We start from the raw sequence: 25,925 nt of genomic DNA on the forward strand, positions 1-25,925 counted from the left end.
CTCCGGACTGGACGCAAAATACGGTTTCGAGTCGCGTACGGCGAGCCGCGGTCGCTACGTGGCTTTCGCTGACGGTCGTTCGACGCCGGTTACGTTCAGACGGACCCATCCCGTCGATTCATCGGAGAGGTCGGTTTCCCACCCGTGGCCGCGTGCGATTTCCCGAATCACGGCGAGGTGGAGCCCCACACCTTCGTCGGTGGAGGCGTAATAGAGTTCAAACGGTCCCTCGCTTCCCTCCTCCAACGGGGGGCCGTCGTGTTCGAGGGCGAACCCCTCGGCCGTGTCTGTGATCGTTATCTTCCCGGTGTCGCCCTGCTCTGTGGCGAGCCGGAAGAAGTTCTCTGCGAGCTGACACAGCCGGCTGCTATCGGCCAGTATCGTCTCGGTACAGTCGATTTCGATGGTCGCTTCATCGGTGTCCACTGTCGTCCAGGCGTCCGCCATCACGTCGGAGAGCGTGACCGGCTCGACAGTGTACTGTCGGCCGCCCTGACGGGCGATTTCCATGAGGTCGTCGATGAGAAACGACATGCGGGTGTGGCTGCGCTGGATCGCGTCGAACTCCTCGGCGGCGTGTTCGGCGGCTAGCAGTTCGACTCGTCCCATCGCCGCTTGGAGCGGGTTCCGGAGTTCGTGTGAGATGATCTGTGCGAGCTCTCGTAACCGCTCTTTCTGTCGTTCCAGTTCCGTCGTCCGCTGCTGGAGCGCGTCTTTCGTCTGGCTCGCGTCGATAGCCAGCGCGATGTTGTGCCCGACCTCCCGAAACGTGTCCTGTTCTTCCGTGTCAAAGATATCGACGCGGTCGGCGTACACTGCGAGGACACCGTACGAAGTCCCATCGTACACCAGTGGAACGGCGAGGACGCGGACACAGTCTGCTTCCAGTGCGCCCGTGTCGTCCGCGAACGCTGCTGGATCGATGTCCGCAACGACGAGCCGGTCCTCCGACTCGGCGCGGCGCAACGGCTCCGGCGCGGTGATAGAGACGCGGTCGCGCTGTGAGCCCAGCGCTCGAACGACCGGCCTATCGTGCTGACAGGTCGCCGTGCAGGCCTCGCTGTATCTGGTCGTGCCCGCCAGAACCGCCGTGACATCGCGTTCGATGTCCATCCGCGACTGCGAGCGGACGAGCGCCTGATTGACCAGCCGGACGGCTTCGTTGAGCTGTTTTCGCTTGTTCGCCCGCTGACGGGCTGGGCTGGAGGCAACGGCGGCGTCGACCTGCGCAAGGAGCCGCTGGTGGGCGTCGCCCACTGTGTTCGGAACGTAGCCGAACACGTCGCGGCTGTAAGCTTCGCGGGCGATGTCACCGTTTGTCACCTCCGCAAAGAGGACGACCGGGAGTTCGGGATGGCTTCGTCGCAGTCGCTCGATAACGGTCAACCCACCGAGGTACTGCGTCCCGTCCGGCTTCTCCACTTCGCAGTTCGTGACGATACAGTCCGTGTCGTAGTCACCGAGCGCACACTCCAGGTCACGAACGCCTTCGAACTCGTGGACGGTGACACCGCTGTCCCGGAGCACCGAGATCGCGGCCCTGTCCTGGCTCGGACTACGGACAAACAGGACGGTGGGCTGTGGCTTCATCACGCTTCAGAAGAGATACACGCATAAAGAAGTTACACCACTTACCTCTCTACTGTTGACATTTACGCCCTCTCAGCGACGCTATTGCCCAATTCAGGGGACGATTTATACACGTGGCACCGCATCCTTTGATGATGGCACAACCGGGGCTGGAGATCCATCGGACCCAGTCGGCAGTCATCGGTGCGATACAATCACTTATTGACAGTGCCGACGAGAGTCTCACGATTGCGGTGCCGAAATCTTCTCTCCCCGTGTTCGCCCCGCAACTCAGCGCCGCTATCGAGCGGGACACGCTGGTGTTGCTACTGATCCATGGCGACGCGTCAGCGCCGACGCCCGCGTACGAGGACATCGCAACGGCGGTCAGGACAATCGAGAGCGGCATCACCCCGCTGCTCGTGACTGCCGACATCCAGCGCGGGCTCACTGGGCATTCCCGGATGCTGACTGACTCGGTGGCAGCGTATCAGGCGACAGAGTTCGACAACGAGAACCTCGCCCACGACGAGTTCACGATGTTCCTCGGCACCCACTGGCTGATGGGGACGGAACGCTACGTCGCTAGCGTGTGTGAGTTCCCGCGGACGTTCTCCGCGTTCCAGTTCGCGGTGCTCATGGCGGCGCTGGCGTTGCGTGCAGGGACACCGATCACTGCACGCGCTCGGGTGGTCTCGACTACGGACCGGACGGAGACGACGGTATCGGGGCCGGTGATAAACGTCCGGCAGAGCATCGTCTATCCCGCATCGAGCAAGAACCCGGCCGAACGGTCACTCACTATTGAAACCGATGCCGGACCGGTCACTGTCGGTGGGACTGGTGCGACGAAGGAAGCCTACGAGTGTCGCGAAATTACCCTGGACAGGGCTGACGACGGATAACGCAGCGAGAAAAGCGCCCGTAAGACGCGAAAATCAGCGTCGGTGTGCCGACCCTCGCTACTGGAAGGTTCGGCTGGCCGTGCTCTCGTCGGTGACGCCGGGTTCGGCCCGGTCGAAGCGCTGCTCGATTTCGTCGTAGCGCTCGCGGGTCTCCTCGGTGACGCTGGGGCCGACTTCCTCGAGCGCGTGCTCGAAGTGGTCCATCGTCACGCGGACGTTACTGACGCTGTCGCCGATGTCCTCGGGGTCCACGCTGTTGATGAACTCCCGGGTCGCAGCCATCGACGCCTCGCGGGCGACCGCTTCGATGTCCGCGCCGACGTAGCCGTCCGTGCGACGGGCCAGTTCGTCGATGTCGACGCCGTCGGCCAGCGGCTTGTCGCGGGTGTGGACCTGGAAGATGGCGCGCCGGGCTTCCTCGTCCGGGACGGGCACGTGGACGTGCCTGTCGAGTCGGCCGGGACGCAGGAGCGCGTCGTCGATGAGGTCCGGCCGGTTCGTGGTCGCGACGACCACGACGTTCTCCATGTCCTCGATGCCGTCCAGTTCCGTCAGGAGCTGGGAGACGACGCGTTCGCCGACGCCGGAGTCGGTCGTGCCGCCGCCACGTTCGCCGGCGATGGAGTCGATCTCGTCGAAGAACACCACAGTCGGGGCGTTCTCGCGGGCCTTGCTGAACACTTCGCGGACGCCCTTCTCGGACTCACCCACGAACTTGTTCAGGAGTTCCGGCCCCTTCACGGAGATGAAGTTGGACTGGGCCTCGTTGGCGACGGCCTTGGCCAGCAGCGTCTTCCCCGTGCCGGGCGGGCCGTACATCAGCACGCCCTTCGCGGCTTCGAGGTCCATCGACTCGAACACGTCTTCGTACTCGAGGGGCCACTGGATAGTCTCCCGGAGCCGTTCCTTGGTGTCTTCGAGCCCACCGACGGAGTCCCAGGTGACGTCCGGGACTTCGACGAAGACCTCCCGGAGCGCGGAGGGCTCGATGCCCTTCATCGCCTCGCGGAAGTCCGTATCGCTGATTTCCAGGCGTTCAAGCACCTCGGCGTCGATCTCGTCGGATTCGAGGTCGAGCTCGGGGCGGATGCGCCGGAGGGCGTTCATCGCGCTCTCTTTCGTGAGGGTCGCGAGGTCCGCGCCGACGAAGCCGTGGGTGTTCTCGGCGTAGTTCTCGATGTTGATCTCCTCGGCGAGGGGCATCCCGCGGGTGTGGACCTGCAGGATCTCCTTGCGGCCCTCCTTGTCCGGGACGCCGATCTCGATCTCGCGGTCGAAGCGGCCGCCCCGGCGCAGGGCCGGGTCGATAGCGTCGACGCGGTTCGTCGCGCCGATGACGATGACCTGCCCGCGCTCCTCAAGCCCGTCCATCAGGCTGAGCAGCTGGGCGACGACGCGGCGCTCCACGTCGCCCTGGGTCTCGCCGCGCTTCGGGGCGATGGAGTCGATCTCGTCGATGAAGACGATAGCGGGGGCGTTCTCCTCGGCCTCTTCGAAGACCTCACGGAGTTGCTCCTCGCTCTCGCCGTAGTACTTCGACATGATCTCCGGCCCGGAGATAGTGGTGAAGTACGCGTCGATCTCGTTGGCGACGGCCTTGGCCATCAGCGTCTTGCCCGTGCCGGGCGGGCCGTGCAGGAGGACGCCCTTTGGCGGCTCGATGCCGAGCTGTTGGAACAGTTCGGGGTGGCGCATCGGCAGCTCGATCATCTCGCGGACCTGTTCGAGTTCGCGGTCGAGGCCGCCGATGTCCTCGTAGGTCACGTCGGGCGTGTCGCTCGCTTCAGGTGCGCCCTCGCCGCTGTGGACCTGCTCAGCGGGCATCTCGCTGACCTGGATGTCCGTGGAGTCGGTCACGACGACCGTGCCGGAGGGCTCGGTCTCTGCGATCTTCAGCGGGATCTTCTGGCCGGACATCGAGGAGAGCGGTCCGAGGCCGAAGCTCACCGGAACCGTCTGGCCCTGCGTGACGGCCTGGCCGCTGAGGTTGTTGCGGATCATCGGACCGACGTTGCCCCGGACCCGAAGGTTCTGGGGCAGCGCGACGGTGACCGAGGTCGCGGGGTTCACGTCGGCTTTCTCGATATTTACGTGGTCGTCGATACCGACGTTGGCCTCCTGGCGGAGTTGCCCGTCGATACGGACGATGCCCTTCCCCTCGTCCTCGGGGTAACCGGGCCAGACTCGGGCGACCGCCCGGGTGTCCTGTTTCCCTTCGAGAACGATGTAGTCGCCGTTCTCGAGTTCGAGTTCGTCCATCGCGGCTCGGTCGATAGCCGCGAGGCCACGGCCGGCGTCTTTCTGTTTGAGCGGTTTAACAGTAAGTTTCATCAGTTATCTCCCTCGATCTCTGACAGTTCGATAGTGAGAACCCCGTGATTGATAAACGCTCGTGCGTCACCGGCAGGGATCTCCTGTTCGTGCTGGTGGCCGTCCGCGACGACGATGACGGTCCCGTCGACCACATCGACACTCGCATCGGCAGCGGGTCCCACGTCCGCCGCGAGCACGACGCTGTCGTCGTACTCGAATCGGCGGAGGGGCGTCTCGTCGAACAACTGCTGTTCTGAAGTCATGCTAACTCAAAGTAAGCGTGATAGGTATATAAAGCTATCGCTGAAATACGCTGTACGGCAGGAAAATACGGGGAGTTGCTTGAATGCGGTTCACATCTCTCCTGGGCGCGCCAACCTTTTATCCACACCGCTTCCGAACGGTGTCGCATGGAGTGGGTCAGTCACAACGGGCGAGTCACAACGTACAGACAGACGCAGCCTGCGGCATCGGGGCCGACAGCGCTGTATATTCACGGGAGCGGGGCGACACACCGCGTGTGGGGCCGCCAGTACGCCCCGTCCGGGCCGACCCACCCCGCCGTCGCGCTGGACTTGTCAGGTCACGGAGACTCCGACGATATCGACACCGAGGCCGGGACCCCGACGCTCGACGCCTACGCGGACGACGTGGTCGCTGTGGGGCGGGAGACAGACGCGGACGTGCTGATCGGGAACTCGCTTGGCGGGGCCGTCGCCCAGTGGGTCGCCCTGGAGCGGGACTGGACGCCCGAAGCCCTGGTGTTGCTGGGGACCGGCCCCGAACTCCCGGTGTTCGAAGGGCTGCAGGAATGGCTCGCAGACGACTGGGACCGCGCCGTCGAGTTCCTCCACGAGCGGGACCGCCTGTTCCACGACACCGACCACGAGGCCGTGTCCCGCTCACGCGAGCAGATGGAGGCAGTCGGGCAGGCAGTGACCCGCCGCGACTTCGTGACCTGTCACGGGTTCGACGTGCGGGACCGACTCGGCGAGATCGAAGTGCCCGTGCTGGCTGTCTGCGGCGAACACGACAAACTGACTCCGCGCGCGTATCACGAGACACTGGCCCACGAGATCCCCGACGGAGAGGTGTCGTTTGTCCCCGACGCTGCCCATCTTGCGATGGTCGAACAGGCCGAGACGTTCAATGGCATTTTACAGGAGTTCATCGAGGACACGGTCTGAGCGAGCGCGGGCGGTAGAGAGCTATTCTCCGGGGTAGACCCACGGTCCGAGCGCGAAAAACAGCAGCGCAATGGCGAGCATCGCCCGCGGTCCGGCCCGGAAGAACGCCGCTGGTGCGACGACAGCGACCGCCTGCACGACGCCCATCGGCACCGCGTGTTTGGGACCGGGTTTCGGATAGTCGAAGGGTGCGATCATCGCCAGCGAGAGACCGAGCGCGCCGACACTCAGGACGAGCGGGTTCGTGATGCCGCTCAGATACGCCGTCGCGATGATGATACTCCCGAGGGTGTTCGGCATGCCCGGCCGCTCGTCGGGAGAATCGAAGTACGTCGAGTAGAAGGCGGTCCGGACGATGGAGCACACGACGTACGCGGAGGCAAGCAACGCGAGGCCGACGAACACGGCCGGGTGAGCGGACTCGATACCGCCGTAGGCGTCCGTCAACAGCACGTAGAGAAAGAGGCTCGGCGTCGCACCGAAGGAGACGACGTCGGTCACCGAGTCGAGCAGCGGGCCGACCGCTGAACTGTCGCCGTTCCGGGCGACGATCCCGTCGATAGCGTCGGCGATGACCGCCAGCAGGATGAGCCGAGCGGCCAGATGTTGGTCGGTAAAGGCGATGGCTCCGGCGACGAACCCGACGACGGCGTTGAACAACGTCACCGTGTCGGCGACACTGAGTCGTCGGCGTACCTCGAAGCCCATGGTTCCCCGGTTGGCCACGGCGTATATGAAGGACTCGAAAGCGAACGCTACGCAGTGCCGACCGGCCGCCCGTTACTCCTCCGGGAGGTCGTGGCCGATGCGGAGGCGAGCGGCGGTGGCGAGCGTTCCGACGACCAGGACGACCAGTTCCCAGCCGCTCCGGGCGATGGGGAACACGCGGTCGACGGCCTCGGGTTCCGGTTGTCCCGGCTTCGGGTCGATGCCGGTGCTCATCTGCACCTCGCTGGAGTTGCCCATCGACTGCGTGGTCGAGCCGCCGCTTGCGCCGCCCGTACCAGTGCCGCCGGACGTCTGAGCGGGCGGCTCGGGGAGCTCGACAAACGTCTGGACGATGCCGCGCTGGCTCGACAGCTCCAGATGGCCGCTGAGCTGATAGAACTGGTCGTACAGCGGCCAGAAGAGGTTCGCACCGCCCGTGATCAGGTCAAGGACGACGTGGCCCACCGCATACACCACGACACAGAACCAACTGACCCGAACACCGTACGCCCCCCAGCGCCCCTTGATGTATGATTCCTCGCGCACGTACAGATCGGCCCCAATGAGGAGCGCCAGTACCGCCGGGATGACGAGGTTCGTTGTCGCGGCCCGGTGGCCGGCCTGCCAGTAGAGGCCGATGAACGCGTCCACATCGGGAAACGTGACGACAAGTATCGACAGGAGGAGCGACCGCTTGTCGAATGCAGCACCCAGTAGCGTCGCAGCGAGCAAGCCCACAAAGGCGTAGTGAACCACCAGCGAAGGCATATGGATATCAGTACCACCACAGAAATGAGCGTTGTGGTGGGTACTATCAGAATTAGAAAACGCCCCGGCTGATTAATAATGTCTCAACAAATATGTTGTAAGTGGGGACTCAGTGGGATGGGGGCAGCACCCATCAGTACTTCTCTGTGCAATCGCGACAGATCGGAGTCAGAAGCGTAGAAACGAGAACCGACAGCACGCGGTTCAGTCCGCCGTTATTTCCTGCTGTGCCGCGGCCGTCTCACCCTTCATCGGGGCGACGAGCCTGTAGACCCCGTACAGGGCCAGGACCAGGAGGCCGGCCAGGACCAGCCCGGTCCGGAGCGTCGGGTCAACCATCGGGGTCGCGATGATCTCGCCCGCGTCGTTCGTCAGCGGAGCCGCACCGTACGGCTTACCCGCCAGTATCTCCACGATGCCGAGGACGACGACGCCCAGCAGCATCAGTCCGCCGCTGAGTGCCATCGCCGCTTTGTCGATGACGGTGGTGTGTTGTTGCATTGGTGGTCACCTCCTTAGCCGAGCAGGTACCTGAGTTTCGGGTGTCGTTTGACCAGTTTGGTCTTCTCGATGATCGCGTCCAGGCCGTAGTAGCGACCGGTGGCCAGCACGATCATCGTCATGAACAGCAGCAGGCCCATGAAGTCGCCGTTGACCAGCCCGTGGCCGAAGCCCGCGTTGCCGATCCAGAATAGGGCCATGAAGAAGACCCCGAAGACGGAGGCGAGCCTGACTAGCGCGCCGACCATCAGCCCGAGCCCGATGAGCGTCTCGCCCAGCGGGACCATGGCCTGAATGAGCCAGCCCAGGTGTTCGCCCATCAGCACGGGGATCGGACCGAGTGCCGTGCCAGTCATCTGCTTGAGGTACGTCGGACCGTAGGTGTAGGCCAGCCCGTCCTCGATGAGCTTCGTTACGCCTGCGTGGAAGAACCACCAGCCGGTTACGACACGCAGGAACGCCAGCCAGTACGCGGTCCACGCCCCGCCGAGCTCGAACTCGAACTCGTCTGCCAGGGGGTTCGCCGCTTGATAGGACATCTGTGTCACCTCACATATGAAGTTCCGAGTCGCAATAGCATATAAGGGAACGAGTGTTCCCACCGAGTGAAAACACATCTCAGTGCCTGAGAAGGGAAATATCAGCGATTTAGCGTGTCGTCACCCGTTCGGCAGTGGGTTTTTATTTATTTTGGACAGGAGCGGCACCCACTCACGGGTCACCGTGAGGTTCAAACCCTCCATGCGACTACGCTACGATATCAATGGTACTGGAACTGACGGGCGAACACACCACAGCGCGGGTGATGGTCGACGACGAGTCGCTCGTCGAGGCCGGGTGCCGGGAGCAGATCGAGACGCTTATCGACCATCCTGCGTTCACCGAGCCGGTTCGGATCATGCCGGACACGCACTGGGGGGCCGGCGCACCCATCGGCTTCACGATGCCGCTGGGCGACCGGGTCGTCCCGAACATCGTCGGCGTCGACGTCGGCTGTGGGATGGCCGCGACGAACCTCGGGCCGGAGCTCCCGCTGGAAGACGAAGAGCGCGAGCGCCGCGTGCGTGAGGCGGTCCCGATGGGCCGGACCGTCCACGACTACGACGACGCAGTCCACTTCGTCGAGGAGTTCCCCTTCGAGCGGGCCAACCGCGTCTTCGAGCAGTTCGACGCGGCCTACGCCGAGCGGTTCGGCGAGCACATCGACCCCGTCGAGTTCGATTTCGACGGTTACGACGAGGAGTACTTCGAGTCGCTCTGTGACCGCGTGCTGGCAGATCAGCGCCAGGGAATGGGGTACATAATCAAGAGCGCGGGGACGCTGGGCGGCGGGAACCACTTCGTGGAGTTCGGCCGGGCACGAGAGTCGGGCGACTACTGGCTGGTCATCCACAGCGGGTCGCGCTACCTGGGCAAGTCCGTCGCCGAGTACTGGCAGTCGACGGCGACGGACCGCCGGACCATCGGCGAGATCCGCGAGGAGATTCCCGACGAGTACGTCGAGTACCTGAAGTTCGACCCCGACACGGTCGAATCGCGGGACCTCTACGCCTGGGTCACCGGCGGCATGGGCGAGTCCTACATCCGGAAGGACCGCCTCCGCCGCGAACTGAACGGCAAGGAAATCGAGGCGGCCTTCGACGCGCTGGGACAGGTCCAGGACGCCATCCACAGCAGCGACGACGAGGACCGCAACACGGACCTGGACTGGCTCGAAGGCCGCGAGGCCCACGGCTACCTCGTCGACATGCTGTTCGCCCAGCAGTACGCCCGCTGGAACCGCGAACTGATGAGCGATGCCGTCTGTGACGCCCTTGGAATCGACCCCGTCGAGCGCTTTCAGTCGATTCACAACTATATCGATTTCAGGGACCTGACTATCCGAAAGGGGGCGACCCCGGCCCGCGAGGGACAGCGGCTGCTGGTCCCGTTCAACATGGCCGACGGGTCGATTATCGCACGCGGGAGGGGCAACGACGAGTACCACCAGACAGCGCCGCACGGCGCGGGTCGCGTGATGAGTCGCCGACAGGCCCACAGCGAGGTCGACATGGACGAGTTCGCCGCCGCGATGGACGGCGTTTACTCCGAATCAGTGATCAAGGGCGTCCGGGACGAAGCGCCGATGGCGTACAAAGACGCCGAGGCCATCCTCTCGGCCCTCCGGCCGACAGCAGAGGTCGTCGAGTGGGTCGACGCGGTCCACAACCTGAAGGCGACTGAGTGAGCGGACCTGTTAGTTCGGCAGAAAGTGATTTGCACGCGAAGGCCTTGTGTCCTGTATGACCATTCTCGTGGCTATCGCCAACGATTCGGTCTCCTCGGCGGTCATCGATACGGCGGTTCGACTCGCTGACGGACTCGACGAGGAACTGTACGTCGTCCATCTCGTCGACGAAGACACCGCCGACGGCACGGCCATGCAACTCCGCGACGAGATGCGCGAGCGGTTCCGCGACGCCACCATCGTGGCGACGGTCGCTATCGAACACGTCGGTCGGTCAGCAATGCGTTCGGGCACGCGGATCGGCAACGAACTGCTCGAACTCGCGGCCGACGTGGACGTTCGTCACATCGTCATGGGCCACGAGCCGAAGGGGCTGGCCGGCAGACTCCGGGAAGGCGACGCCGCAGTCGCTGTCATCGACGCCGCCAACGTGCCTGTTACGATTGTCCCGGAAGGCCCCGCAGACGTGTAAGCGTCGCTCGGAGTATCACAGACCCAGCTCCCGGCCGAGCACCATTCGCTGTATCTCGCTCGTTCCCTCGCCGATTTCCATGAGCTTCGCGTCCCGGTAGAACCGCTGGGGGGCGAAATCCGTCGTATAGCCGTAGCCGCCCAGCACCTGGACGGCGTCTTCGGCGACCTCCCGGCAGATCTCGCTGGCGTCGAGCTTCGCCAGCGATGACATGCGCGTCACGTCCTCTCCCTGGTCGTACATCGTCGCGGCCTTGTGGGTCAGTAGCCTGGCGCGTTCGATCTTGCGGTCCATCTCGACGATCTTGTCCCGAACGGCGTCGAACTTCGAGATGGGGCGGTCGAACTGCTCGCGTTCGGTGGCGTAGGACTTCGCCGCCTCGAACGCGCCCTGTGCCAACCCCGTCGAGAGCGCGGCGATGGAGATACGCCCGCCGTTGAGCGTTTTCAGCGTCTGCTCCCAGCCGTCGCCCTCCTCGCCGAGCAGGCGGTCCGCGGGAATCCGACAGTCGTCGAACTGGAGTTCGCAGGTCGGTGAGGCGTTCAGCCCCATTTTATCCCATTCGGTCGTCACCTCCCAGCCGTCGTCATCGGGACCGACGATGAACGTCGAGATGCCGTCGTAGCCGGACTCGGGATCGGTGACGGCTTTGACTAGCACCGACCCGGCGACGGAGGCGTTCGTGATGAACTGCTTGGTGCCGTTGATGACGTACTCGTCGCCGTCGCGCTCGGCCGTCGTGTCCATGTCGCTGGCGTCGCTCCCGCTGCCCGGTTCAGTCAGCGCCCAGCCGCCGAGATGCTCGCCGGAGGCGAGCGGTGTGAGCCAGCGCTCTTTCTGTGCATCTGTGCCAAACAACTCTATAGGCTTGCTTCCGAGCGAGGTATGGGCCACGTACGAGAGCCCGATGCTCCCGGAAACGCGCCCGAGTTCCTCGGCGACGAGCGCGTACATCAACGTATCGCCGCCCAGACCACCCCACTCCTCGCTGATCGGCACACCCATGACATCAAGCTCGCCCAGTTCCTCGAATATTTCCGCCGGAAACCGGTGCTCGTCCTCGATCTCCTGGGCTATCGGCTTGATCTCGTTCTCGCAGAACTCGCGGACCGAATCTCGGATCATCCGGTGTTCGCCGGGAACGTCGAACTCCATACCGGACGTAGGCCCCGTGCCACTAAATACCACGGGGCAGACACAAGCCATTTGGCCGTCCGCGGCGTTCCCTAGGGGGAATGGCGTTTCGACGACTCCTCCGCGGGACGGTCCCCTGGGAGCAACTCGAAGGCGTGGTGCGGGCGGTGATAGAGCGGTACGACGAGCCCGCTGCTCGCGTGGCGTTTCTGGAGGCGGAGAACTGGCTCTCGACGCCGCTGGTCGTCAACGACCAGTGGTTCGTGAAAGTCATCACGGGGCAGAACTCGCTGGTCCACACGCTGCTGACCGCCGGCCGAAACATCGGCGCGTTCTCGTCGGGGACCGAGGGCTTTTTCGAGCATTTCGGGACGCCCTACGAGATGGCGGAACACGAACTGGCGGCGACTCGGCGGATGCGGGAGATCGGCGTCAATGCCCCCGAGCCCATCGAGGCCTTCGAGTACGACGGGATGGGGGTACTCGTGCTGGAGTATATCCCCGACTTCGAACCGCTGGATGGCCTCCCGACGGAAACCGTCGAGCGACACAGTCCGACGGTGTTTGACTTCCTCCATCGGATGCACGAGGAGGGGCTGGCTCACGGCGACTTCCGCTGTGAGAACGTGCTCGTGGCCCACGACGACCTGTACTTCATCGACGCCACAAGTGTCCGCGAGGCGGCGATCAGTGACGCCCGCGCCTACGATCTGGCCTGTGCGCTGGGCGCGCTGGAGCCGCTCATCGGTGCGCCGGCCGCTGTCTCCGCCGCCGCAGTCCACTACGATACGTCCGAGTTGCTGGCCGCGGAGGAGTTCCTCGATTTCGTCAACATCCGCCCGGACCACGACTTCGCCGCCGCAGAAATCCGCGGAGCCGTAGAAAAACGCGCATAGGACGGCCCGACTCAGTTTCAGTCCGCTGGCGCTGCTCCAACCGCCCGGCTTCTTGCGACAACGCCGATACCGACGAGCACGACGGCCCCGCCGGCGACGGTCGCAGGACCGGGTATCTCCGCGAGCAACAGCAGCGCCAGCAGCGCGCTCCCGACCGGTTCGCCAAGTAGCGAGACGCTGACCATGCTGGATTCGACGTGCGCCAGCGCCCAGTTGAGGACGGTATGGCCGAACACACCGGGGCCGACAGCCATCGCGAAAAACAGCGCCCACTCCCGAGGCGGATAGCCGGTGACGGGGTGACCCGACGCGACGACGAAAACGAGGAGGCATATCGCGGCGACGCCGTAGACAACGGTCACGTAGGGGATGAGGGGGAACCGCTGGCGGAGCGAGCGCCCGGCAAGCACGTAGCCGGCGGCCATGACGCCGCCGACGAGGGCCAGCGCGTTGCCGTACAGCGGACGCGGGCCGATGGTTCCGCCGCCGAGAAGTTCACCGACTGACATCACGATAATGCCGCCGATGGCGATCAGGATGCCCGCCGTCGTGCCCCGCGTGACGCGCTCGTCAAGCAGCGCCCACGCGCCGACAGCGACGAACAGCGGCTGGCACTGGACCAGCGTGACCGACGCCGCGACGCTCGTCCACGCCAGGCTCTCGAACCACGCGGCGAAGTGAACTGCGAGCGCGACGCCAGTCGCCGCAGCCGCCAGTACGTCCCGCCGGGAGAGCCGCCCGAACGCCGACCGATGCCGGCCCAGCGCCAGCGGGGCCAGCAGCGCGGTCGTCAGCAGGACGCGGTAGAACGCCGCTACCGACGCCGCGGCCGCGCTCCAGCGGACGAGAATCGCGCTCGTGCTGACCGCGAGCACGGCGACGGCCAGCGCGATTCGCGGGTCGACTCGCGGCTCCGTCACGTCCGTTTCGCTCCGTTGTGGCGCGGAGACACCATGACTTCATCAGTTACCGCGACGGCGCGTCTACTCATCCTCTGGCAGTATCCGACACGGGGATAAAGAAACACCGGAGACCATAGTCGGGACCGTGCCGTCCGCGGACCCGGATACGCTAGCCTTCGAGCAGTTCCTTCGTCTGTTGATGGCGATACCGAAACATCGGCTCCATCCCGAGACAGCCGAAGGGACCGAGCGCCTGGCCCAGCGGTCCGCCGGGCAGTTCGAACTCGACGTGGTCGTGGACGAGCGTCTCCCTGTCGCTCAGGGCCCGGAACGTGTGCGTATGCTCCCAGTGGGGGAACGGCCCCTCCTCCATCACGTCGCGGAACATCGCTTCGTCCTCGCCCTCCTCCCGCGCAACGATATTCGAGACCCAGCGCTGGCGCGGCGGCACGCCGAACGGCTTGATCGAGGAGACGACGACGGAGCCGGCGGTCAGTTCCTCAGGATTCCGCTCGCCATCCGGTCCCCGCTCCTCCTCGATGCGGATGTTCATCCAGTCGGGAGTCAGTGCGACCAGCCCGTCGCCTGTCGCGTGGAATTTCCAGACTTCTGATAGCGGGGCTTCGACACGAACCTGCCGCTCGTAAACGTTCATACACGCAGTAGGGGAAGCGCTGGCAAAACACCCGCGATAGCCACGACCGAGTCCGGGACGTGGTCAGGGCCAGATGCCGCCTTCCTCGGCGGCGGCGACGACGCGCTGGATGGCCACGACGTACATCGCCGTCCGGAAGTTCGGCGCGCCGGTCTCCTCGTACGTCTCGACGAGGTCGTCGAACGCGTTCGTGATGATTGTCTCCAGTTCCTCGTTCACGCGCTCTTCGGACCAGTAGAACCGCTGGCGGTTCTGGACCCACTCGAAGTACGACACTGTGACGCCGCCGGCGTTGGCGAGGATATCGGGGAACACGGCCACGTCGCGGTCCGTGAGAACGTCGTCCGCGTTCGGCGTCAGCGGGCCGTTCGCCGCCTCCACGACGATGTCGGCCTGCACGTCGCCTGCGAGATCGCCGTCGATGGCGTTTTCGAGCGCCGCCGGAACGAGCAGGTCTACGTCCATCGTCAACAGTTCCTCGTTCGTCAGCTCCTCGGTCGCTCCCTCGTAGTCGGTTAGTGACCCGGTCTCGCTTTTGAACGCCTTCGCGTCGCGTGCGTCGAGCCCGTCGGGGTTGTAGACGGCACCGGAAGAGTCGGACACTGCGACGATGTTCGCGCCCAGGTCCTCGATGAGTTTCGCCGCGACGGAACCGGCGTTCCCGTACCCCTGCACGGCCACGGTTGCGCCCTCTATGTCCTTGCCGAGATAGTCGAACGCCTCGCGTGCGGTGAGCATCACGGAGCGACCGGTCGCTTCGACGCGGCCCGCACTGCCGCCCGACTCCGGAGCTTTTCCGGTGATGACGCCGGGTTCTGTCGTGTTCTCCAGCGTCTCGTAGGTGTCTTTGATCCAGTTCATCTCCCGCTGGCCGGTGTTGACATCGGGCGCGGGGATGTCCCGGTCCTCGCCGATGATCGGGCGAAGTTCCTTTGCGAACGACCGCGTTATCCGCTCGATCTCGCTGGCCGAGTACTGGCGCGGGTCGATCTCGATTCCACCTTTCCCGCCGCCGTAAGGGATGTTGACGGCGGCGCATTTGTACACCATCCAGCCTGACAGCGCCTTGACCTCGTCGCGTGTGACCTGCGGGTGATAGCGAATCCCGCCCTTGTACGGCCCTCGGTCGCCGTTGAACTGCGACCGATAGGCCCGAAACACTTCGACGGTGCCGTCGTCCATCTCCACGGAGAGGTTCGTCTCCAGCACCCGCTCGGGGTGTTTCAGCCGGTCGAGCACGTCCGTCGAATATTCGAGATAGTCCGCCGCGTCGTCGATCTGCTCCTGTAGACTTTCAAATGGGTTGACCTCGGACGACATACGGGTATTGACTGGTACTGTGGGGAAAAGGGTACCGCCGTCCATGGGATTCCCCGGACCGAGAGATACCTACAACGGAACTAACTGCTCAGTCGCGGTCGATGCCGGCGCGCTCGAGGACTCGTCTCGCTTGGTTGACCTGTGGTTCGTCGATCATCTCCCCGTCGACGACGAACACTCCGCCATCGGCGGCGTCCCGGGCATCGAGTATCCGCTCGGCCCACTCGATCCGGTCCTCGTCGGGCGTGAACGTCTCGTTGATGACCGGGACTTGAGCGGGATGGATAGCGAGTTTTCCGTCATAGCCCAGCTCGATGGCTGCCTGGGCGTCTGTTCGGAGTCCGTCGAGGTCGTTGAAATCCGGGTAGTGCGTGTCGATGGGCGACACGCCGGCCGCCCGGGCTGCGAGCACGACGTGCTGGCGCGCGTGGCTCACTTCCCGCCCGCTGGCCGTCCGCGTCGCGCCGATGTCGCCGACCAGGTCCTCGGCCCCGAACACGAGCGCGTCGGTCGGGGCGGCCGCCGCGATTGCTTCGGCGTGCAGGACGCCAGCCGCTGACTCCACCAGCGCCAGCACCGGACAGTCGACGCCGTGGGTTTCCAACAGCGATGCCAGTTTCCGAACGTCCGACGCGTCACGCGTTTTCGGGAGCATCACGCTGTCCGGGGCCGGGCCATCGAGAACGACTGCGAGGTCATCTTCGGCTCCCGACCCGACGGGATTGACCCGGACACACACTTCAGGGGCGGCCGGCATCACGTCGACCAACGCTTCGCGGACCGTCTCGCGCGCCGCCGGCTTGGCGTCCGGAACGACGGCGTCTTCGAGGTCGTACACGATCACGTCGGCTTTGATAGCGGCGGCTTTCCGCAGTTTCTTTCCGTCATCGCCCGGAGAGAACAGGACACTTCGGCGGGCCATATCGGTTCTACGTTCGCACCCGTAGTAAGTGATAGGCGACCCGACAGCGACCGCAGGGCTCCTCTGGTACTGGCACTGCGAATCCAGGAAGCCCCCACGGCTAAGAACCGGCCGTGTCTGGTCTCAGCTATGCCCGGGAAACACTACGAGGAGTTCACCGAGGGCGAAACCATCGTCCACGAGAAGCGCCGGACCGTCAGCGAGAGCGACAACCAGCGGTTCTGCGACCTGACGATGAACCAGCAGCCGCTCCATCTCGATGCCGAGTTCGCCGCCGAGACGCAGTTCGGCGAGCGCGTCGTCAACGGGTTGTATACGATGTCGCTCGCAGTCGGACTGACGATACCCGACACCACCGACGGAACGATTGTCGCCAATCTCTCTTATGACGATGTGGAGCACCCGGCACCGGTCGTCCACGGCGACACGATACGCGCGGAAACGACGGTCCTGCACAAGCGACTGACCAGCGACGAAGACCGGGGTATCGTCACGATGCAGGTCGACGCATACAACCAGGACGACACGCTCGTCTGTACGTTCGAGCGGACGGCGCTGGTCCAGCGAGCGGACGACTGAAACCGGAAACGGAGCAACCCCGAGTCGGTTACAGGCTAATCAAGAGGATCCCGTTGATCACTACGGCCGCCACCCACGGGAGCGCCAGTCCGAGCGGCACGACGACGCCGCGTTGCTCACTCAGCGCCCGGCGTGTCAGTCCAGCCAGCCCCAGCACCCCGACCTTCGTCAGCGCGAGGACAGCGATTCCGAACGTCTCTATCGCGACTCGCATCACGGGGTTTCCCTCGTGCAGGCCGTGCTGGAGACCGACGTGTGTCAGCCACACGTCGATGACGAGCGTCACGGCAACCACTAGCCATAGTTCACGCTCGACGGCCGCGAGTTCGTCGAGCAGGGCGCTACACCACCCGTCGATGGTCCCTATCGAGACCGTTCGGTCCGTTGTGAACACGTCACCCTCCGCGACCACGCCCCCACGTGGTCTGTAATCCTGTTTTCACGCAACGTATTAAATACACACCTCTTACTGGTGAAATAGAGAGATTAGGGACTGTTTACTGCCCGAAAAGCGTGGTATTCGGACTGGTTGCGGTTGGCGTCAGAGAATCGTGCCGTGTTTTTTCTCCGGTCGATCCTTCTCGATGTCCTCGTACAGATCAAATCGGGCAGCGATCTCGTCGCGCAGGTCGCTCGGCGGAACGATTTCGTCGATAACGACTTCGCTCGCCATCCGGTGGACGTCGATATCCTCGCGGTACTCCTCGCGGAGTTCCTGTTCCCGCCGGGCGCGTTCCTCCGGATCGTCTATCGCGTCCAGTTTGTTCGCGTACACTGCGTTTATCGCGGCTTCAGGACCCATAATCGCGATTTCGCTGCCAGGGAGCGCGAGGGTCGCTTCGGGGTCGTAGGCGGGGCCTGACATGGCGTAAATGCCCGCACCGTAGGCCTTCCGGACGACGACGCACTGCTTCGGAACGGTGGCCTGCGAGGTGGCGTAAATCATTCGCTTGCCGGCTTCGAGGATGCCCTCTTTTTCGACGGAGGAGCCAGCCATGAATCCCGGCGTGTCACAGAGGTACAGGAGCGGGATGTTGTAGGCGTCACAGGTCCAGACGAAGCCGGCAGCCTTGCGGGCCGAATCCGGGAATATCGCGCCGGCCCGCTGGCTCGGTTGGTTGGCGACGATGCCGACAGGCCGGCCGTCGACCCTGGCGAACCCCGTCAGCACCTCGGTTCCGTACTGTGACTGTAGTTCGAAGAAGGAATCGGCGTCGACAACGCGTTCGATGACTCGGTGCATGTCGTAGCTCTTGTTCGGCTCGGCGGGAATAACCGAGTCGAGGCCCGCGGGGTCGACCGACGGAGCGGCTCCGTCCGTCTGTGGCGGTTTCTCGTCGGCGTTGTCGGGCAGGTACGTAATGAGTTGGGCGACGAGTTCGCGGGCGTGCTCCTCGTCGTCGGCGACCAGGTCCGCGCTGCCGGAGTGGCGGGCGTGCAGGTCCGGACCACCGAGCGTTTCGAGGTCTATGTCCTCCCCGGTGACCATCTCGACCATTCGCGGCGAGGCAATTGCAAGCGCGCTCATGCCACGGACCATGACGGTGAAGTCGGCGAACACGGGCGTGTAGGCTGCGCCAGCGATACACGGGCCATATAGTACGCAGATCTGCGGGACTGCGCCCGACAGCAGCGAGTGGTTGTAGTAGAACTTCCCGATGCCCTCGCGGTTGGCGAAGAAGCCCCGCTGCTGGTCGATGCGGCCGCCCGAGGAGTCGACTAGATACAACAACGGCTGGCCGCTTTTCAGCGCGCGTTCCTGCAGTCGGAGGAACTTCTCGACGCCGTGGCGGGCGATGGACCCCGCCTTGACGGTGAAGTCGTTGGCGGCGACGTGTACCTGTCGGCCTTCGAAGGTCCCCGCGCCGGTGATGAGCCCGTCGGCCGGCAGCCGGTCGTCCTCGTCCTCGGAGACGTCCGGACTGCTGGGGTGCCACGAGTCGAAGTTCGCGAACCGCCCGTCTTCGAAGTCCAGGCCGTCGTCACCGAACCAGAGGTCGAGTCGGTCACGGACGAACAGTTTCCCCTGTTCGGCGAGGCGGTCCCGGTACTTTTGTGGCCCACCGCGCTCGACATCGCGGATCTCTTCGCGGAGGCGTTTCTCGCGCTCCGTCGGTGCAGCGTCTGCCGAATCGCCGTCTGCGGCTGTGTCGGCAGTTTCGTCCCCGTCGGTCACCTCGCGGACCAGCGTCGGGGTTTCCTCGTCGCCGACGTACACTTCGACGGTTCGACCCGTGTGTTCGGCGACAGCGGCCGCGATAGCCGATGCCTCGTCGCGAGTGGCCTCGGCCGCGATATGGACCTTCATACCACACCCAACGGTCCCGGGGGTCACAGTAGTTGCCCCGCTTTCGATTATCACCTCTCATAATGGTGGCGCACCATTGATATCGGGTGCCGGACTACTCATGCACCATGAGCAACACCGGCCACTCCCCGGAGGCATCTTCGTCGTTTGGGAGTCAGCGCCGGTGGCTCCCGCTTCTCGCATTGCTCCTCTTGATCCCGCTACTCACCGCAGTGGCAGCGGGCACGGCCGCGGCCGAAGACACCGAACCGCCGGAGTGGGGCAACGCGACGCGGGGTAACGCCACGACTATCGAAGTGACCTTGTACGACGACGCCGGGTCGTTGGACGCGAGTACGATCCAGGCCAACGATTTCGCGCTGACTGCGGGCCGTGTCGGGAACGTCTCGGTCGCATCGATAAACGCCTCCGGAGCGAACAGAAGCGGGGTGCGCGTTTCCCTGCTGCTAGAAAAAAAGGTGGACACAGACAACGTCACCGTCAGCCTGCGTGACGCCGCCAGTATCACCGACGAAGCGGGTAACGAACTCCCACACGATTCGGTCACTGTCACCGGGATGGACGCCGTCGTGCCCAAGTACCGGGATTTCAACGTCACTCGGGTCAACAGTTCGACCGCCGAGGTCACTGTCGAGACACATGAACCACTGAGCCAGTTGCGGGTGTCGGTCGGCGGTCCGTCGCTCGACGAACTGAATATCTCGGAGTTTTCCGAACGCACTGATAATTCGGCCACCTACACCCGGGAGTACACGTTTCCGGAGGAGGGTGAGTACTCACTGCTTCTGATGTCGGTGACCGATGAGAACGGAAACGAGAACTCCTTTGGCCGACAGCGGACGTTCCTCTACGACGGATCCGCGCCGAACGTCAGCGTCGCCGGCCCGGAGAACGCAACGGTCGGCGAGTCGGTGACCTTCTCCGCGGCGGGGACGACGGACGACCAGGGCGTCGACTGGGTCCGGTGGCAGGTAGGGAGCGACACCATCCTGACCGGCGAGAACATCACCGTGGCTTTCGCCTCGCCCGGCAGTCACGAAGTCGCAGTGACGGCCGCTGATCCGCTCGGTAACACGAAGACAGTGACCAGGGTCGTCTCTGTGACGGGTACCAGGACCGGCGGGAACGTGACCGTGCGGCAGGTGAACGCGACTGTGGCGAACGTATCGGTGAACGGAACGGGACAGTCACAGCGGATTCAGCCTCCGGAGGGTGCACTCCTCAGCGGCCAGAACGGGACGCTGGAGCGGCTTGCTGTGACGTTCCCGCGCAACGAGTCCGTCGCACTCACTATTCGAGCCCGACAGCCTACGCAGTCGTTCGCGACTGCGACCGGTCACACCGGCGTCAGCCGGTTCGACATCGACCACGGCTCCGTTCCGGCCGAGGACGCGACGTTTACCTTTACCGTGGACCGTGATACGCTGGCGGCAGTCGATGCGGAACCCGGTGCCGTGACGCTGTTCCGGGACGCCGACGGGTGGACGCCGTTAGCGACTGAAATCGCCGGCCGGAGCGAGTCACACATCGTCTACCGGGCTGAGTCACCGGGCCTCTCGACGTTCGTTGTCGGAGTCGAACGGACGACGGCGGAAGACGCAGGTACGGCGGCGACGACCGAATCGGAAACGTCGACGGCCGAACCCGAGACGACCGAAACGAAGACGGAAACTACCGGGGAACCGGATATCGTAGTCACGAACGCCACGGCTGTTCCATCGATGCTCCGCCCGGGCGACCGGACCGTCATCACCGTCGAACTTGAAAACCGGGGAACCGCGAGCGGGGACCACAACGTGATCGTCGCGCTCAACGCCTCGATACTGACAACGCGGACGGTCACGGTCCCTGCCGGCGAGACGCGAACGACGGAGTTTGCCCGGGCGGTTCCGGAAAACACCGCCGGGGACCTGACCGTCGACGGGCAACGCGTCGGGAACGTGACGGCCGCCGGCGGCGGCTTACCGATTCCAGCGCTGCCCTCGGTCGGGGTTCCGAACCCGCTCTCGCTGTGGCCCGACGGGATCGTCGGAACCGTACTTGGCGGGCTACTGGGCGTCGGTATCGGGCTTTACAGCGTTCTCAAAGCGCTGGCGATCTATCTCGGCTACTGAACTGCAGAATCCGAGTCGTCAGTCGACAGTCGCTTCGAGCCGGTCTATCAGGTCGTCGTTCCCGAGATATAGCGGCGTCCGTTCGTGCAGCTCGTCGGGTTCGATCTCCAGCAGCGACTGGTCGCCGTCGGAGGACCGACCGCCGGCCGATTCGAGGATGTAGGCCATCGGTTGTCCCTCGAACTGGACCCGGAGCTTTCCTTCGGGGCGTGACTCCAGTGCGGGGTACGAGAAGATACCGCCGTATGTGAGCACCTGATTGATGTCGGCGACCATCGCCCCGCCGTAGCGGAGTTTCAACTCGTGGCGGACCGCTTCGGCGTAGGACTGGAACTCGTCCGTCCAGGAGTCGACGCCGCCGCCGAAGCCGAACACTGTCGGGTCCTCGGGGACGGTCACGTCGTCGTCGACGACCCGCTTGTCGCCGTCTTCGAGGATGTACTCGCGGACGCTGCCGTTCCGAGCAACGACCATCGAGGTTATCGGGCCGTAGATGACGAAGCCGGCGGCGAGCAGATTGGTGCCGACAGTCGGCGGCTGCTCGCTGTAAACGCCGAAAATCGTCCCCATCCCGCTGTTGGGTTCGAGGTTACTCGACCCGTCGAGGGGGTCCATCGCGACGTGGAGGCGACCGTCTGTCGTTTTCACGTCCGCGCGTTCTTCGCTGGCGTAGGTGGCGACCCCGTCGATGCCCAGCAGCCGCTGCTCGAACAGTTCGTCGGCGCGCAGGTCAGCCGCGAGCTGATCGTCACCGGTGGGGTTGACGGAGTTGCTCTGGCCACGGTGGTCGGCGATGGCACGGCGCACGTCCGGTGTCGTCGCGACGACGGTGTCGATGACTTCCGTGACTGTCTGCTCGGCTTCGGTGGTCGAGGTGTCGAGTGACTTACTCATTTGTCAGATTAGGGGCAGGGACTGGCCATCCGGTGACCAGTCGAGTTTTTCTCCGAGCCTGCTGCCCGCAGGGTCTCTCATCATCAGTTCGTTCTCTGGCACACCATAAGTATCTTTTTGCTGACATTTACTACATTTCGAGTGAATATTCAGCGGACGGGCATCGTTTGCCGCTAAGTGTGTGAGCGACTAACCCGGCGGAATTCCGCTTGTCGTGCTGGACTACTTCCGTCGGCAGACTTACACGACGGCCGGGCGAAGATGCGATTATGCATCTTGAAGCAGTCGACACCGTTGGCGTCGTCGGGGCCGGGACGATGGGCAACGGCATCGCCCAGGTCGCAGCGACGGCCGGCTACGACGTCGTCATGCGCGACGTGTCGGAGGAGTTGGTAGCCGCCGGGTTCGAGGACATCCAAGCGAGCTTCGAGACCCTCGTCGCGCGCGAGACAGTGACAGCACAGGAGGCCGAAGCGGCAACGGCCCGTATCACCGGAACCACCGAGCTGGACGACCTCGCGGCTGCCGACCTCGTCGTCGAGGCCGTGACGGAGGACATGGAAATCAAGCAGTCGGTGTTCGAGGAACTCGACGCCGTCTGCGGGTCGAACGCGGTGTTAGCCAGCAACACGAGCACGCTCTCGATTACGACCATCGCTAGCGTCACCGAACGGCCCGAACAGGTCCTCGGACTGCACTTCATGAACCCCGTGCCGGTGATGAAAGGCGTCGAACTCGTCGTCGGCGAGAGGACCAGCGACGAGACGATGACGCTCGGCCGGGAGTTCGCTCACGACATCGGCAAGGAGACCTGGGAGGCCGACGATAAGCCCGGCTTCGTCGTGAACCGCGTGCTGATGCCCTGGATCAACGAGGGCATCCGGGCGTACGACGAGGGCGTCGCCGACAAAGCGGACATCGACCGCGGGCTGACGCTCGGGACGAACGTCCCGATGGGACCGCTCGAACTGGCCGACCACATCGGCCTCGATGTGGTGCTCGACGCCTCTGAAACACTCTACGAAGAGCTGGGTGACCGTTACAAGCCTGCATACCTGCTCAAACGGAAAGTCGCGGCCGGTGATCTCGGCAAAAAATCCGGTCGTGGCTTCTACGATTACGACTGACCCGCCGATGACGAACGGCGACGGTAGCGGGCCGAGTACGATACCCAGCAACGGGCCGGGCGTTGGCGAACAGTAAAGACCCAACCCGCGTTAAAATCTGGCATGGACTTCAGCCCAACACAGGAACAACGCCAGATACAGGAAATGGTCGCGGAGTTCGTCGACGAAGAGGTCAAGCCGCGGGCGGCGGAAATCGACGAAACCGACGAATTCCCGTGGGACCTCGTCGAGGAGATGGCTGATCTGGGCCTGATGGGCATGCCGATTCCGGAGGAGTACGGCGGGGCCGAACTGGACTACCACAGCTATGCGATGGCCCTCGAAGAGATTTCGCGAGGGAGCGGCGGGCTCGGCACAATCGTCGCCGCCCACATCTCGCTGGCCTGCAACATGATCTACGAGTTCGGCGACGAAGCGCAAAAAGAGACCTACCTCACGCCGCTGGCCGAGGGCGAGGATATCGGCGCGTTCGCCCTCTCCGAAGCGGGCGCGGGCAGTGACGTGCCGGCGATGGACACGACCGCCGACCCGGTCGACGGCGGGGACGCCTACCTGGTCAACGGCGGCAAGCTCTGGATTTCCAACGGCTCCGTGGCCGACACCGTCGTCCTGTTCGCAAAGACCGACCCCGAGGCCGGCAACAAGGGCATCTCGTCGTTCGTCGTCCGCCCCGAGGAGGACGACGGCTTCATCGTCGAGGGTACTGAGCACAAACTCGGCGACAAGGGCTGTCCGACCGCCGAACTCCGCTTCGACGACATGCGTATCCCCGCCGACCGCATGCTTGGCGAGGAAGGCCGCGGGTTCGTCCACGCGCTCAAGACGCTCAACGGCGGACGGATCACTATCGCGGCCCGCGGTGTCGGCATCGCCCAGGCCGCACTGGACGAGGCGCTGCGATACGCCCAGGACCGCGAGCAGTTCGACCAACCCATCAGCGACTTCCAGGCCATCCAGCACAAGCTCGCCGACATGGACACGAAGACCCAGGCCGCCCGCCTGCTGATGCACCAGGCGGCCGATAAGAAGATGGCCGGCGAGTCGTTCGTCAAAGAGGCTGCTCAGGCCAAACTGTACGCCTCAGAGGTGTCCCGCGAAGTGGCGAACGAGGGCATCCAGGTCCACGGCGGGTACGGCTACACGAAGGACTTCCCGGCCGAGCGGTTCTACCGCGACGCCAAACTCAACGAGATATACGAAGGGACCAGCGAGGTCCTCCGTAATACGATTGCCAGTGAGCTTCTCGATTAGGGGAGGGAGAGGAGCCCTTCGACGACGACCGCACGCGTGAAGTAGAACGATTTTCCGTCCGCACGGTAGCGGTTCGCGCTGATAGTTCCCAGCGCGAGCAGCACCGCCACGCCGACAGTCCCGGCGAGCATGCCGACAATTTCTGACGGGTGGATGGCCGTGCGTGCGAACACGTACGTCGCGACGCTGGCGAGCACCGCGAACGGGAGGGCGTCCAGGCCTGCCAGGAGGAGTGACCGAGACAGGGACATAGCTGTGTGCTGTGGCAGCACTCACAAAAAGGGTACCCCATCAACGGCGGCGCAACGAAATCCAGCAGAGGCTGGCAAGCAGCGCCGTCAACCGTCCTCACCAAGCGCTTCGCGCATCCACTCGAATTGGTCCCGGAGCCGACGCTCACCGGCGTCGGTCAGTGAGTACTTGTCAGCGATGCCGTCCTCGCGGTGGACGACGAACCCGGCCGATTCCAGCGCGTCGAGCGCGCCGTAGAAGCTCTTCGGTTCGATTCGCGTGTCGTAGCGGCGTTCGAGCCGCGTCTTCAGCCGCTGGCCGGAGAGTTCGCCGTCCTCAGCGGCGGCCAGCAGGACGCACATGTCGCGTCGGCGGCCGCTCTGGAGCCACTTCGCCATAGGTGTCCGGTCACAGCCGCCCGGTTTCGCGTTTGCGGTTCCGAGCGGACCGCCAGGTTCGCATACCCCCGCTCCCTAGAGCCGCCGATGACCGACTCCGAACTCCCCGTCGAGGCGTCAGCGGACGGTATCACGGCCACCTATCGAGAGACCGAGGAGGAACGGCTGCTGACCTTCGAGAGCGACAGCGGGAGCGCCGCGGTCGCTCAGAACATCGAGGGGTACGCGATGCTGAAGGTCCGGCCGACCGCTGACGGCGACGAACTGGAGCGATACTACGGCTTTGACATGGCGCTCGACCACGCGGCGGAACTGCTGGGCGTATCCCCGAACGCGCTTCCGGTCCCCGAACCGGCCGCCGACATGGGGATGTAACGCTCACACGCTTGTTCTTGCGGGAGTGAATCTTCTGGCCCGTAGTCCTGCACAGTCTATGAGCAGTTGGTATGTATCCTGTGAAAATATGTCTCGGTAGTTATCTGTTCACCACCTGTCCGCTTCCCTGCTATTGGTATTAATCTTTGAGGACAACAGACATATACGA

27 protein-coding genes are annotated in these 25,925 nt (G+C 64.2%); 10 read left to right on the forward strand and 17 right to left on the reverse strand.

The genetic code is table 11. From position 1 onward, the window contains the following. Positions 1 to 54: 54 nt before the first annotated feature. The gene (locus tag ACOZ4H_RS10820) at positions 55 to 1,590 is read right to left on the reverse strand and encodes a histidine kinase dimerization/phospho-acceptor domain-containing protein (RefSeq protein WP_424329287.1); all 1,536 of its coding nucleotides are present in this window, start codon (positions 1,588 to 1,590) and stop codon (positions 55 to 57) included. 131 nt (positions 1,591 to 1,721) lie between these two features. On the opposite strand from ACOZ4H_RS10820, the gene ACOZ4H_RS10825 reads away from it, so the two are divergent. Beyond that, on the forward strand, positions 1,722 to 2,474 hold the full coding sequence (locus ACOZ4H_RS10825) for a TrmB family transcriptional regulator sugar-binding domain-containing protein (protein WP_424329288.1): 753 nt from the start codon (positions 1,722 to 1,724) through the stop codon (positions 2,472 to 2,474). A 57-nt stretch (positions 2,475 to 2,531) separates the two neighbouring features. Here the strand turns inward: ACOZ4H_RS10825 and ACOZ4H_RS10830 are convergent, their stop codons facing one another. Then, positions 2,532 to 4,805: a CDC48 family AAA ATPase gene (locus tag ACOZ4H_RS10830; RefSeq protein WP_424329289.1), complete on the reverse strand. Its 2,274-nt coding sequence runs from the start codon at positions 4,803 to 4,805 to the stop codon at positions 2,532 to 2,534. Continuing rightward, entirely contained in the window at positions 4,805 to 5,050 is a 246-nt protein-coding gene (locus ACOZ4H_RS10835) for a DUF7127 family protein (RefSeq protein WP_424329290.1), read from the reverse strand. The genes ACOZ4H_RS10830 and ACOZ4H_RS10835 overlap by 1 nt, the downstream gene beginning before the upstream one ends. Positions 5,051 to 5,197: 147 nt before the next feature. Between ACOZ4H_RS10835 and ACOZ4H_RS10840 the strand changes: the two genes are divergently transcribed. Continuing rightward, positions 5,198 to 5,974 carry an alpha/beta fold hydrolase gene (locus ACOZ4H_RS10840; RefSeq protein WP_424329291.1) on the forward strand — a complete coding sequence of 259 codons (777 nt, stop codon included), beginning with the start codon at positions 5,198 to 5,200 and terminating at the stop codon, positions 5,972 to 5,974. A 21-nt stretch (positions 5,975 to 5,995) separates the two neighbouring features. Here ACOZ4H_RS10840 and ACOZ4H_RS10845 read toward each other — a convergent pair whose 3' ends face one another. From ACOZ4H_RS10845 to ACOZ4H_RS10860, 4 genes are all read right to left on the reverse strand, one after another. Beyond that, positions 5,996 to 6,682, reverse strand: coding sequence for a protein sorting system archaetidylserine synthase (locus tag ACOZ4H_RS10845; protein WP_424329292.1), 687 nt, complete (start codon positions 6,680 to 6,682; stop codon positions 5,996 to 5,998). Between the two features lie 72 nt (positions 6,683 to 6,754). Continuing rightward, positions 6,755 to 7,450 (reverse strand): metal-dependent hydrolase, encoded by a 696-nt coding sequence (locus tag ACOZ4H_RS10850; RefSeq protein ID WP_424329293.1) that lies wholly within the window; start codon positions 7,448 to 7,450, stop codon positions 6,755 to 6,757. 204 nt (positions 7,451 to 7,654) lie between these two features. Further along, on the reverse strand, positions 7,655 to 7,951 hold the full coding sequence (locus ACOZ4H_RS10855) for a hypothetical protein (protein WP_424329294.1): 297 nt from the start codon (positions 7,949 to 7,951) through the stop codon (positions 7,655 to 7,657). Positions 7,952 to 7,965: 14 nt separating this feature from the next. Then, positions 7,966 to 8,490, reverse strand: a complete 525-nt coding sequence (locus tag ACOZ4H_RS10860) for a DoxX family membrane protein (RefSeq protein WP_424329295.1) — start codon at positions 8,488 to 8,490, stop codon at positions 7,966 to 7,968. 224 nt (positions 8,491 to 8,714) lie between these two features. Here ACOZ4H_RS10860 and ACOZ4H_RS10865 point away from each other — a divergent pair, with 224 nt between their 5' ends. Both ACOZ4H_RS10865 and ACOZ4H_RS10870 read left to right on the forward strand, forming a co-directional pair. Continuing rightward, positions 8,715 to 10,178, forward strand: coding sequence for an RtcB family protein (locus ACOZ4H_RS10865; protein ID WP_424329296.1), 1,464 nt, complete (start codon positions 8,715 to 8,717; stop codon positions 10,176 to 10,178). Positions 10,179 to 10,233: 55 nt separating this feature from the next. Further along, positions 10,234 to 10,650 (forward strand): universal stress protein, encoded by a 417-nt coding sequence (locus ACOZ4H_RS10870; protein WP_424329297.1) that lies wholly within the window; start codon positions 10,234 to 10,236, stop codon positions 10,648 to 10,650. Between the two features lie 15 nt (positions 10,651 to 10,665). On the opposite strand, the gene ACOZ4H_RS10875 is transcribed toward ACOZ4H_RS10870, so the two are convergent. Continuing rightward, positions 10,666 to 11,805, reverse strand: a complete 1,140-nt coding sequence (locus tag ACOZ4H_RS10875) for an acyl-CoA dehydrogenase family protein (protein ID WP_424329298.1) — start codon at positions 11,803 to 11,805, stop codon at positions 10,666 to 10,668. 80 nt (positions 11,806 to 11,885) lie between these two features. On the opposite strand from ACOZ4H_RS10875, the gene ACOZ4H_RS10880 reads away from it, so the two are divergent. Further along, positions 11,886 to 12,680 carry an RIO1 family regulatory kinase/ATPase gene (locus ACOZ4H_RS10880; RefSeq protein ID WP_424329299.1) on the forward strand — a complete coding sequence of 265 codons (795 nt, stop codon included), beginning with the start codon at positions 11,886 to 11,888 and terminating at the stop codon, positions 12,678 to 12,680. Between the two features lie 17 nt (positions 12,681 to 12,697). Here the strand turns inward: ACOZ4H_RS10880 and ACOZ4H_RS10885 are convergent, their stop codons facing one another. The 4 genes from ACOZ4H_RS10885 to ACOZ4H_RS10900 form a co-directional block, all read right to left on the reverse strand. Beyond that, the gene (locus ACOZ4H_RS10885; RefSeq protein ID WP_424329300.1) at positions 12,698 to 13,600 is read right to left on the reverse strand and encodes a DMT family transporter; all 903 of its coding nucleotides are present in this window, start codon (positions 13,598 to 13,600) and stop codon (positions 12,698 to 12,700) included. Between the two features lie 151 nt (positions 13,601 to 13,751). Beyond that, positions 13,752 to 14,237 carry an SRPBCC family protein gene (locus tag ACOZ4H_RS10890; protein ID WP_424329301.1) on the reverse strand — a complete coding sequence of 162 codons (486 nt, stop codon included), beginning with the start codon at positions 14,235 to 14,237 and terminating at the stop codon, positions 13,752 to 13,754. 63 nt (positions 14,238 to 14,300) lie between these two features. Continuing rightward, positions 14,301 to 15,557 carry a Glu/Leu/Phe/Val family dehydrogenase gene (locus ACOZ4H_RS10895; protein WP_424329302.1) on the reverse strand — a complete coding sequence of 419 codons (1,257 nt, stop codon included), beginning with the start codon at positions 15,555 to 15,557 and terminating at the stop codon, positions 14,301 to 14,303. Between the two features lie 88 nt (positions 15,558 to 15,645). Further along, complete coding sequence (locus tag ACOZ4H_RS10900) at positions 15,646 to 16,479, reverse strand: HpcH/HpaI aldolase/citrate lyase family protein (RefSeq protein ID WP_424329303.1); 834 nt, start codon at positions 16,477 to 16,479, stop codon at positions 15,646 to 15,648. A 129-nt stretch (positions 16,480 to 16,608) separates the two neighbouring features. On the opposite strand from ACOZ4H_RS10900, the gene ACOZ4H_RS10905 reads away from it, so the two are divergent. After that, entirely contained in the window at positions 16,609 to 17,058 is a 450-nt protein-coding gene (locus ACOZ4H_RS10905; RefSeq protein WP_424329304.1) for a MaoC family dehydratase, read from the forward strand. A 28-nt stretch (positions 17,059 to 17,086) separates the two neighbouring features. On the opposite strand, the gene ACOZ4H_RS10910 is transcribed toward ACOZ4H_RS10905, so the two are convergent. Beyond that, on the reverse strand, positions 17,087 to 17,470 hold the full coding sequence (locus ACOZ4H_RS10910) for a DUF5658 family protein (RefSeq protein WP_424329305.1): 384 nt from the start codon (positions 17,468 to 17,470) through the stop codon (positions 17,087 to 17,089). 129 nt (positions 17,471 to 17,599) lie between these two features. Continuing rightward, the gene (locus ACOZ4H_RS10915) at positions 17,600 to 19,366 is read right to left on the reverse strand and encodes an acyl-CoA carboxylase subunit beta (RefSeq protein WP_424329306.1); all 1,767 of its coding nucleotides are present in this window, start codon (positions 19,364 to 19,366) and stop codon (positions 17,600 to 17,602) included. 107 nt (positions 19,367 to 19,473) lie between these two features. On the opposite strand from ACOZ4H_RS10915, the gene ACOZ4H_RS10920 reads away from it, so the two are divergent. Continuing rightward, positions 19,474 to 21,480: a PKD domain-containing protein gene (locus tag ACOZ4H_RS10920; protein WP_424329307.1), complete on the forward strand. Its 2,007-nt coding sequence runs from the start codon at positions 19,474 to 19,476 to the stop codon at positions 21,478 to 21,480. A gap of 18 nt (positions 21,481 to 21,498) precedes the next feature. Here the strand turns inward: ACOZ4H_RS10920 and ACOZ4H_RS10925 are convergent, their stop codons facing one another. Beyond that, positions 21,499 to 22,374, reverse strand: coding sequence for a class 1 fructose-bisphosphatase (locus ACOZ4H_RS10925; protein WP_424329308.1), 876 nt, complete (start codon positions 22,372 to 22,374; stop codon positions 21,499 to 21,501). Positions 22,375 to 22,643: 269 nt separating this feature from the next. Here ACOZ4H_RS10925 and ACOZ4H_RS10930 point away from each other — a divergent pair, with 269 nt between their 5' ends. Then, positions 22,644 to 23,501, forward strand: a complete 858-nt coding sequence (locus ACOZ4H_RS10930) for a 3-hydroxyacyl-CoA dehydrogenase family protein (RefSeq protein ID WP_424329309.1) — start codon at positions 22,644 to 22,646, stop codon at positions 23,499 to 23,501. Positions 23,502 to 23,603: 102 nt separating this feature from the next. Continuing rightward, positions 23,604 to 24,752, forward strand: a complete 1,149-nt coding sequence (locus ACOZ4H_RS10935; RefSeq protein ID WP_424329310.1) for an acyl-CoA dehydrogenase — start codon at positions 23,604 to 23,606, stop codon at positions 24,750 to 24,752. Here ACOZ4H_RS10935 and ACOZ4H_RS10940 read toward each other — a convergent pair. After that, the gene (locus ACOZ4H_RS10940) at positions 24,749 to 25,003 is read right to left on the reverse strand and encodes a hypothetical protein (RefSeq protein ID WP_424329311.1); all 255 of its coding nucleotides are present in this window, start codon (positions 25,001 to 25,003) and stop codon (positions 24,749 to 24,751) included. The two genes, ACOZ4H_RS10935 and ACOZ4H_RS10940, sit on opposite strands and share 4 nt — an antisense overlap. 87 nt (positions 25,004 to 25,090) lie before the next feature. After that, positions 25,091 to 25,381 carry a PadR family transcriptional regulator gene (locus ACOZ4H_RS10945; protein WP_129755115.1) on the reverse strand — a complete coding sequence of 97 codons (291 nt, stop codon included), beginning with the start codon at positions 25,379 to 25,381 and terminating at the stop codon, positions 25,091 to 25,093. 87 nt (positions 25,382 to 25,468) lie between these two features. On the opposite strand from ACOZ4H_RS10945, the gene ACOZ4H_RS10950 reads away from it, so the two are divergent. After that, a complete protein-coding gene (locus ACOZ4H_RS10950) occupies positions 25,469 to 25,756 on the forward strand; it encodes a DUF7111 family protein (RefSeq protein WP_424329312.1) in 288 nt (95 codons plus the stop codon). The last annotated feature ends 169 nt before the right edge of the window (positions 25,757 to 25,925 follow it).

The sequence above is a fragment of the Haloarcula amylolytica genome, assembly GCF_049705545.1.
Classification (GTDB): Archaea; Halobacteriota; Halobacteria; order Halobacteriales; family Haloarculaceae; genus Haloarcula; species Haloarcula amylolytica_B.

Excerpts from the sequence above, each read along its gene's own strand:
- ACOZ4H_RS10925 (WP_424329308.1), bottom strand. The coding sequence starts at position 22,374 with ATGAGTAAGTCACTCGACACCTCGACCACCGAAGCCGAGCAGACAGTC.
- ACOZ4H_RS10845 (WP_424329292.1), bottom strand. The coding sequence starts at position 6,682 with ATGGGCTTCGAGGTACGCCGACGACTCAGTGTCGCCGACACGGTGACG.
- ACOZ4H_RS10940 (WP_424329311.1), bottom strand. The coding sequence starts at position 25,003 with ATGTCCCTGTCTCGGTCACTCCTCCTGGCAGGCCTGGACGCCCTCCCG.
- ACOZ4H_RS10860 (WP_424329295.1), bottom strand. The coding sequence starts at position 8,490 with ATGTCCTATCAAGCGGCGAACCCCCTGGCAGACGAGTTCGAGTTCGAG.
- ACOZ4H_RS10945 (WP_129755115.1), bottom strand. The coding sequence starts at position 25,381 with ATGGCGAAGTGGCTCCAGAGCGGCCGCCGACGCGACATGTGCGTCCTG.
- ACOZ4H_RS10915 (WP_424329306.1), bottom strand. The coding sequence starts at position 19,366 with ATGAAGGTCCATATCGCGGCCGAGGCCACTCGCGACGAGGCATCGGCT.
- ACOZ4H_RS10830 (WP_424329289.1), bottom strand. The coding sequence starts at position 4,805 with ATGAAACTTACTGTTAAACCGCTCAAACAGAAAGACGCCGGCCGTGGC.
- ACOZ4H_RS10900 (WP_424329303.1), bottom strand. The coding sequence starts at position 16,479 with ATGGCCCGCCGAAGTGTCCTGTTCTCTCCGGGCGATGACGGAAAGAAA.
- ACOZ4H_RS10870 (WP_424329297.1), top strand. The coding sequence starts at position 10,234 with ATGACCATTCTCGTGGCTATCGCCAACGATTCGGTCTCCTCGGCGGTC.
- ACOZ4H_RS10935 (WP_424329310.1), top strand. The coding sequence starts at position 23,604 with ATGGACTTCAGCCCAACACAGGAACAACGCCAGATACAGGAAATGGTC.
- ACOZ4H_RS10850 (WP_424329293.1), bottom strand. The coding sequence starts at position 7,450 with ATGCCTTCGCTGGTGGTTCACTACGCCTTTGTGGGCTTGCTCGCTGCG.
- ACOZ4H_RS10950 (WP_424329312.1), top strand. The coding sequence starts at position 25,469 with ATGACCGACTCCGAACTCCCCGTCGAGGCGTCAGCGGACGGTATCACG.
- ACOZ4H_RS10825 (WP_424329288.1), top strand. The coding sequence starts at position 1,722 with ATGATGGCACAACCGGGGCTGGAGATCCATCGGACCCAGTCGGCAGTC.
- ACOZ4H_RS10840 (WP_424329291.1), top strand. The coding sequence starts at position 5,198 with ATGGAGTGGGTCAGTCACAACGGGCGAGTCACAACGTACAGACAGACG.
- ACOZ4H_RS10835 (WP_424329290.1), bottom strand. The coding sequence starts at position 5,050 with ATGACTTCAGAACAGCAGTTGTTCGACGAGACGCCCCTCCGCCGATTC.
- ACOZ4H_RS10920 (WP_424329307.1), top strand. The coding sequence starts at position 19,474 with ATGAGCAACACCGGCCACTCCCCGGAGGCATCTTCGTCGTTTGGGAGT.
- ACOZ4H_RS10820 (WP_424329287.1), bottom strand. The coding sequence starts at position 1,590 with ATGAAGCCACAGCCCACCGTCCTGTTTGTCCGTAGTCCGAGCCAGGAC.
- ACOZ4H_RS10855 (WP_424329294.1), bottom strand. The coding sequence starts at position 7,951 with ATGCAACAACACACCACCGTCATCGACAAAGCGGCGATGGCACTCAGC.
- ACOZ4H_RS10905 (WP_424329304.1), top strand. The coding sequence starts at position 16,609 with ATGCCCGGGAAACACTACGAGGAGTTCACCGAGGGCGAAACCATCGTC.
- ACOZ4H_RS10865 (WP_424329296.1), top strand. The coding sequence starts at position 8,715 with ATGGTACTGGAACTGACGGGCGAACACACCACAGCGCGGGTGATGGTC.
- ACOZ4H_RS10875 (WP_424329298.1), bottom strand. The coding sequence starts at position 11,805 with ATGGAGTTCGACGTTCCCGGCGAACACCGGATGATCCGAGATTCGGTC.
- ACOZ4H_RS10930 (WP_424329309.1), top strand. The coding sequence starts at position 22,644 with ATGCATCTTGAAGCAGTCGACACCGTTGGCGTCGTCGGGGCCGGGACG.
- ACOZ4H_RS10890 (WP_424329301.1), bottom strand. The coding sequence starts at position 14,237 with ATGAACGTTTACGAGCGGCAGGTTCGTGTCGAAGCCCCGCTATCAGAA.
- ACOZ4H_RS10880 (WP_424329299.1), top strand. The coding sequence starts at position 11,886 with ATGGCGTTTCGACGACTCCTCCGCGGGACGGTCCCCTGGGAGCAACTC.
- ACOZ4H_RS10895 (WP_424329302.1), bottom strand. The coding sequence starts at position 15,557 with ATGTCGTCCGAGGTCAACCCATTTGAAAGTCTACAGGAGCAGATCGAC.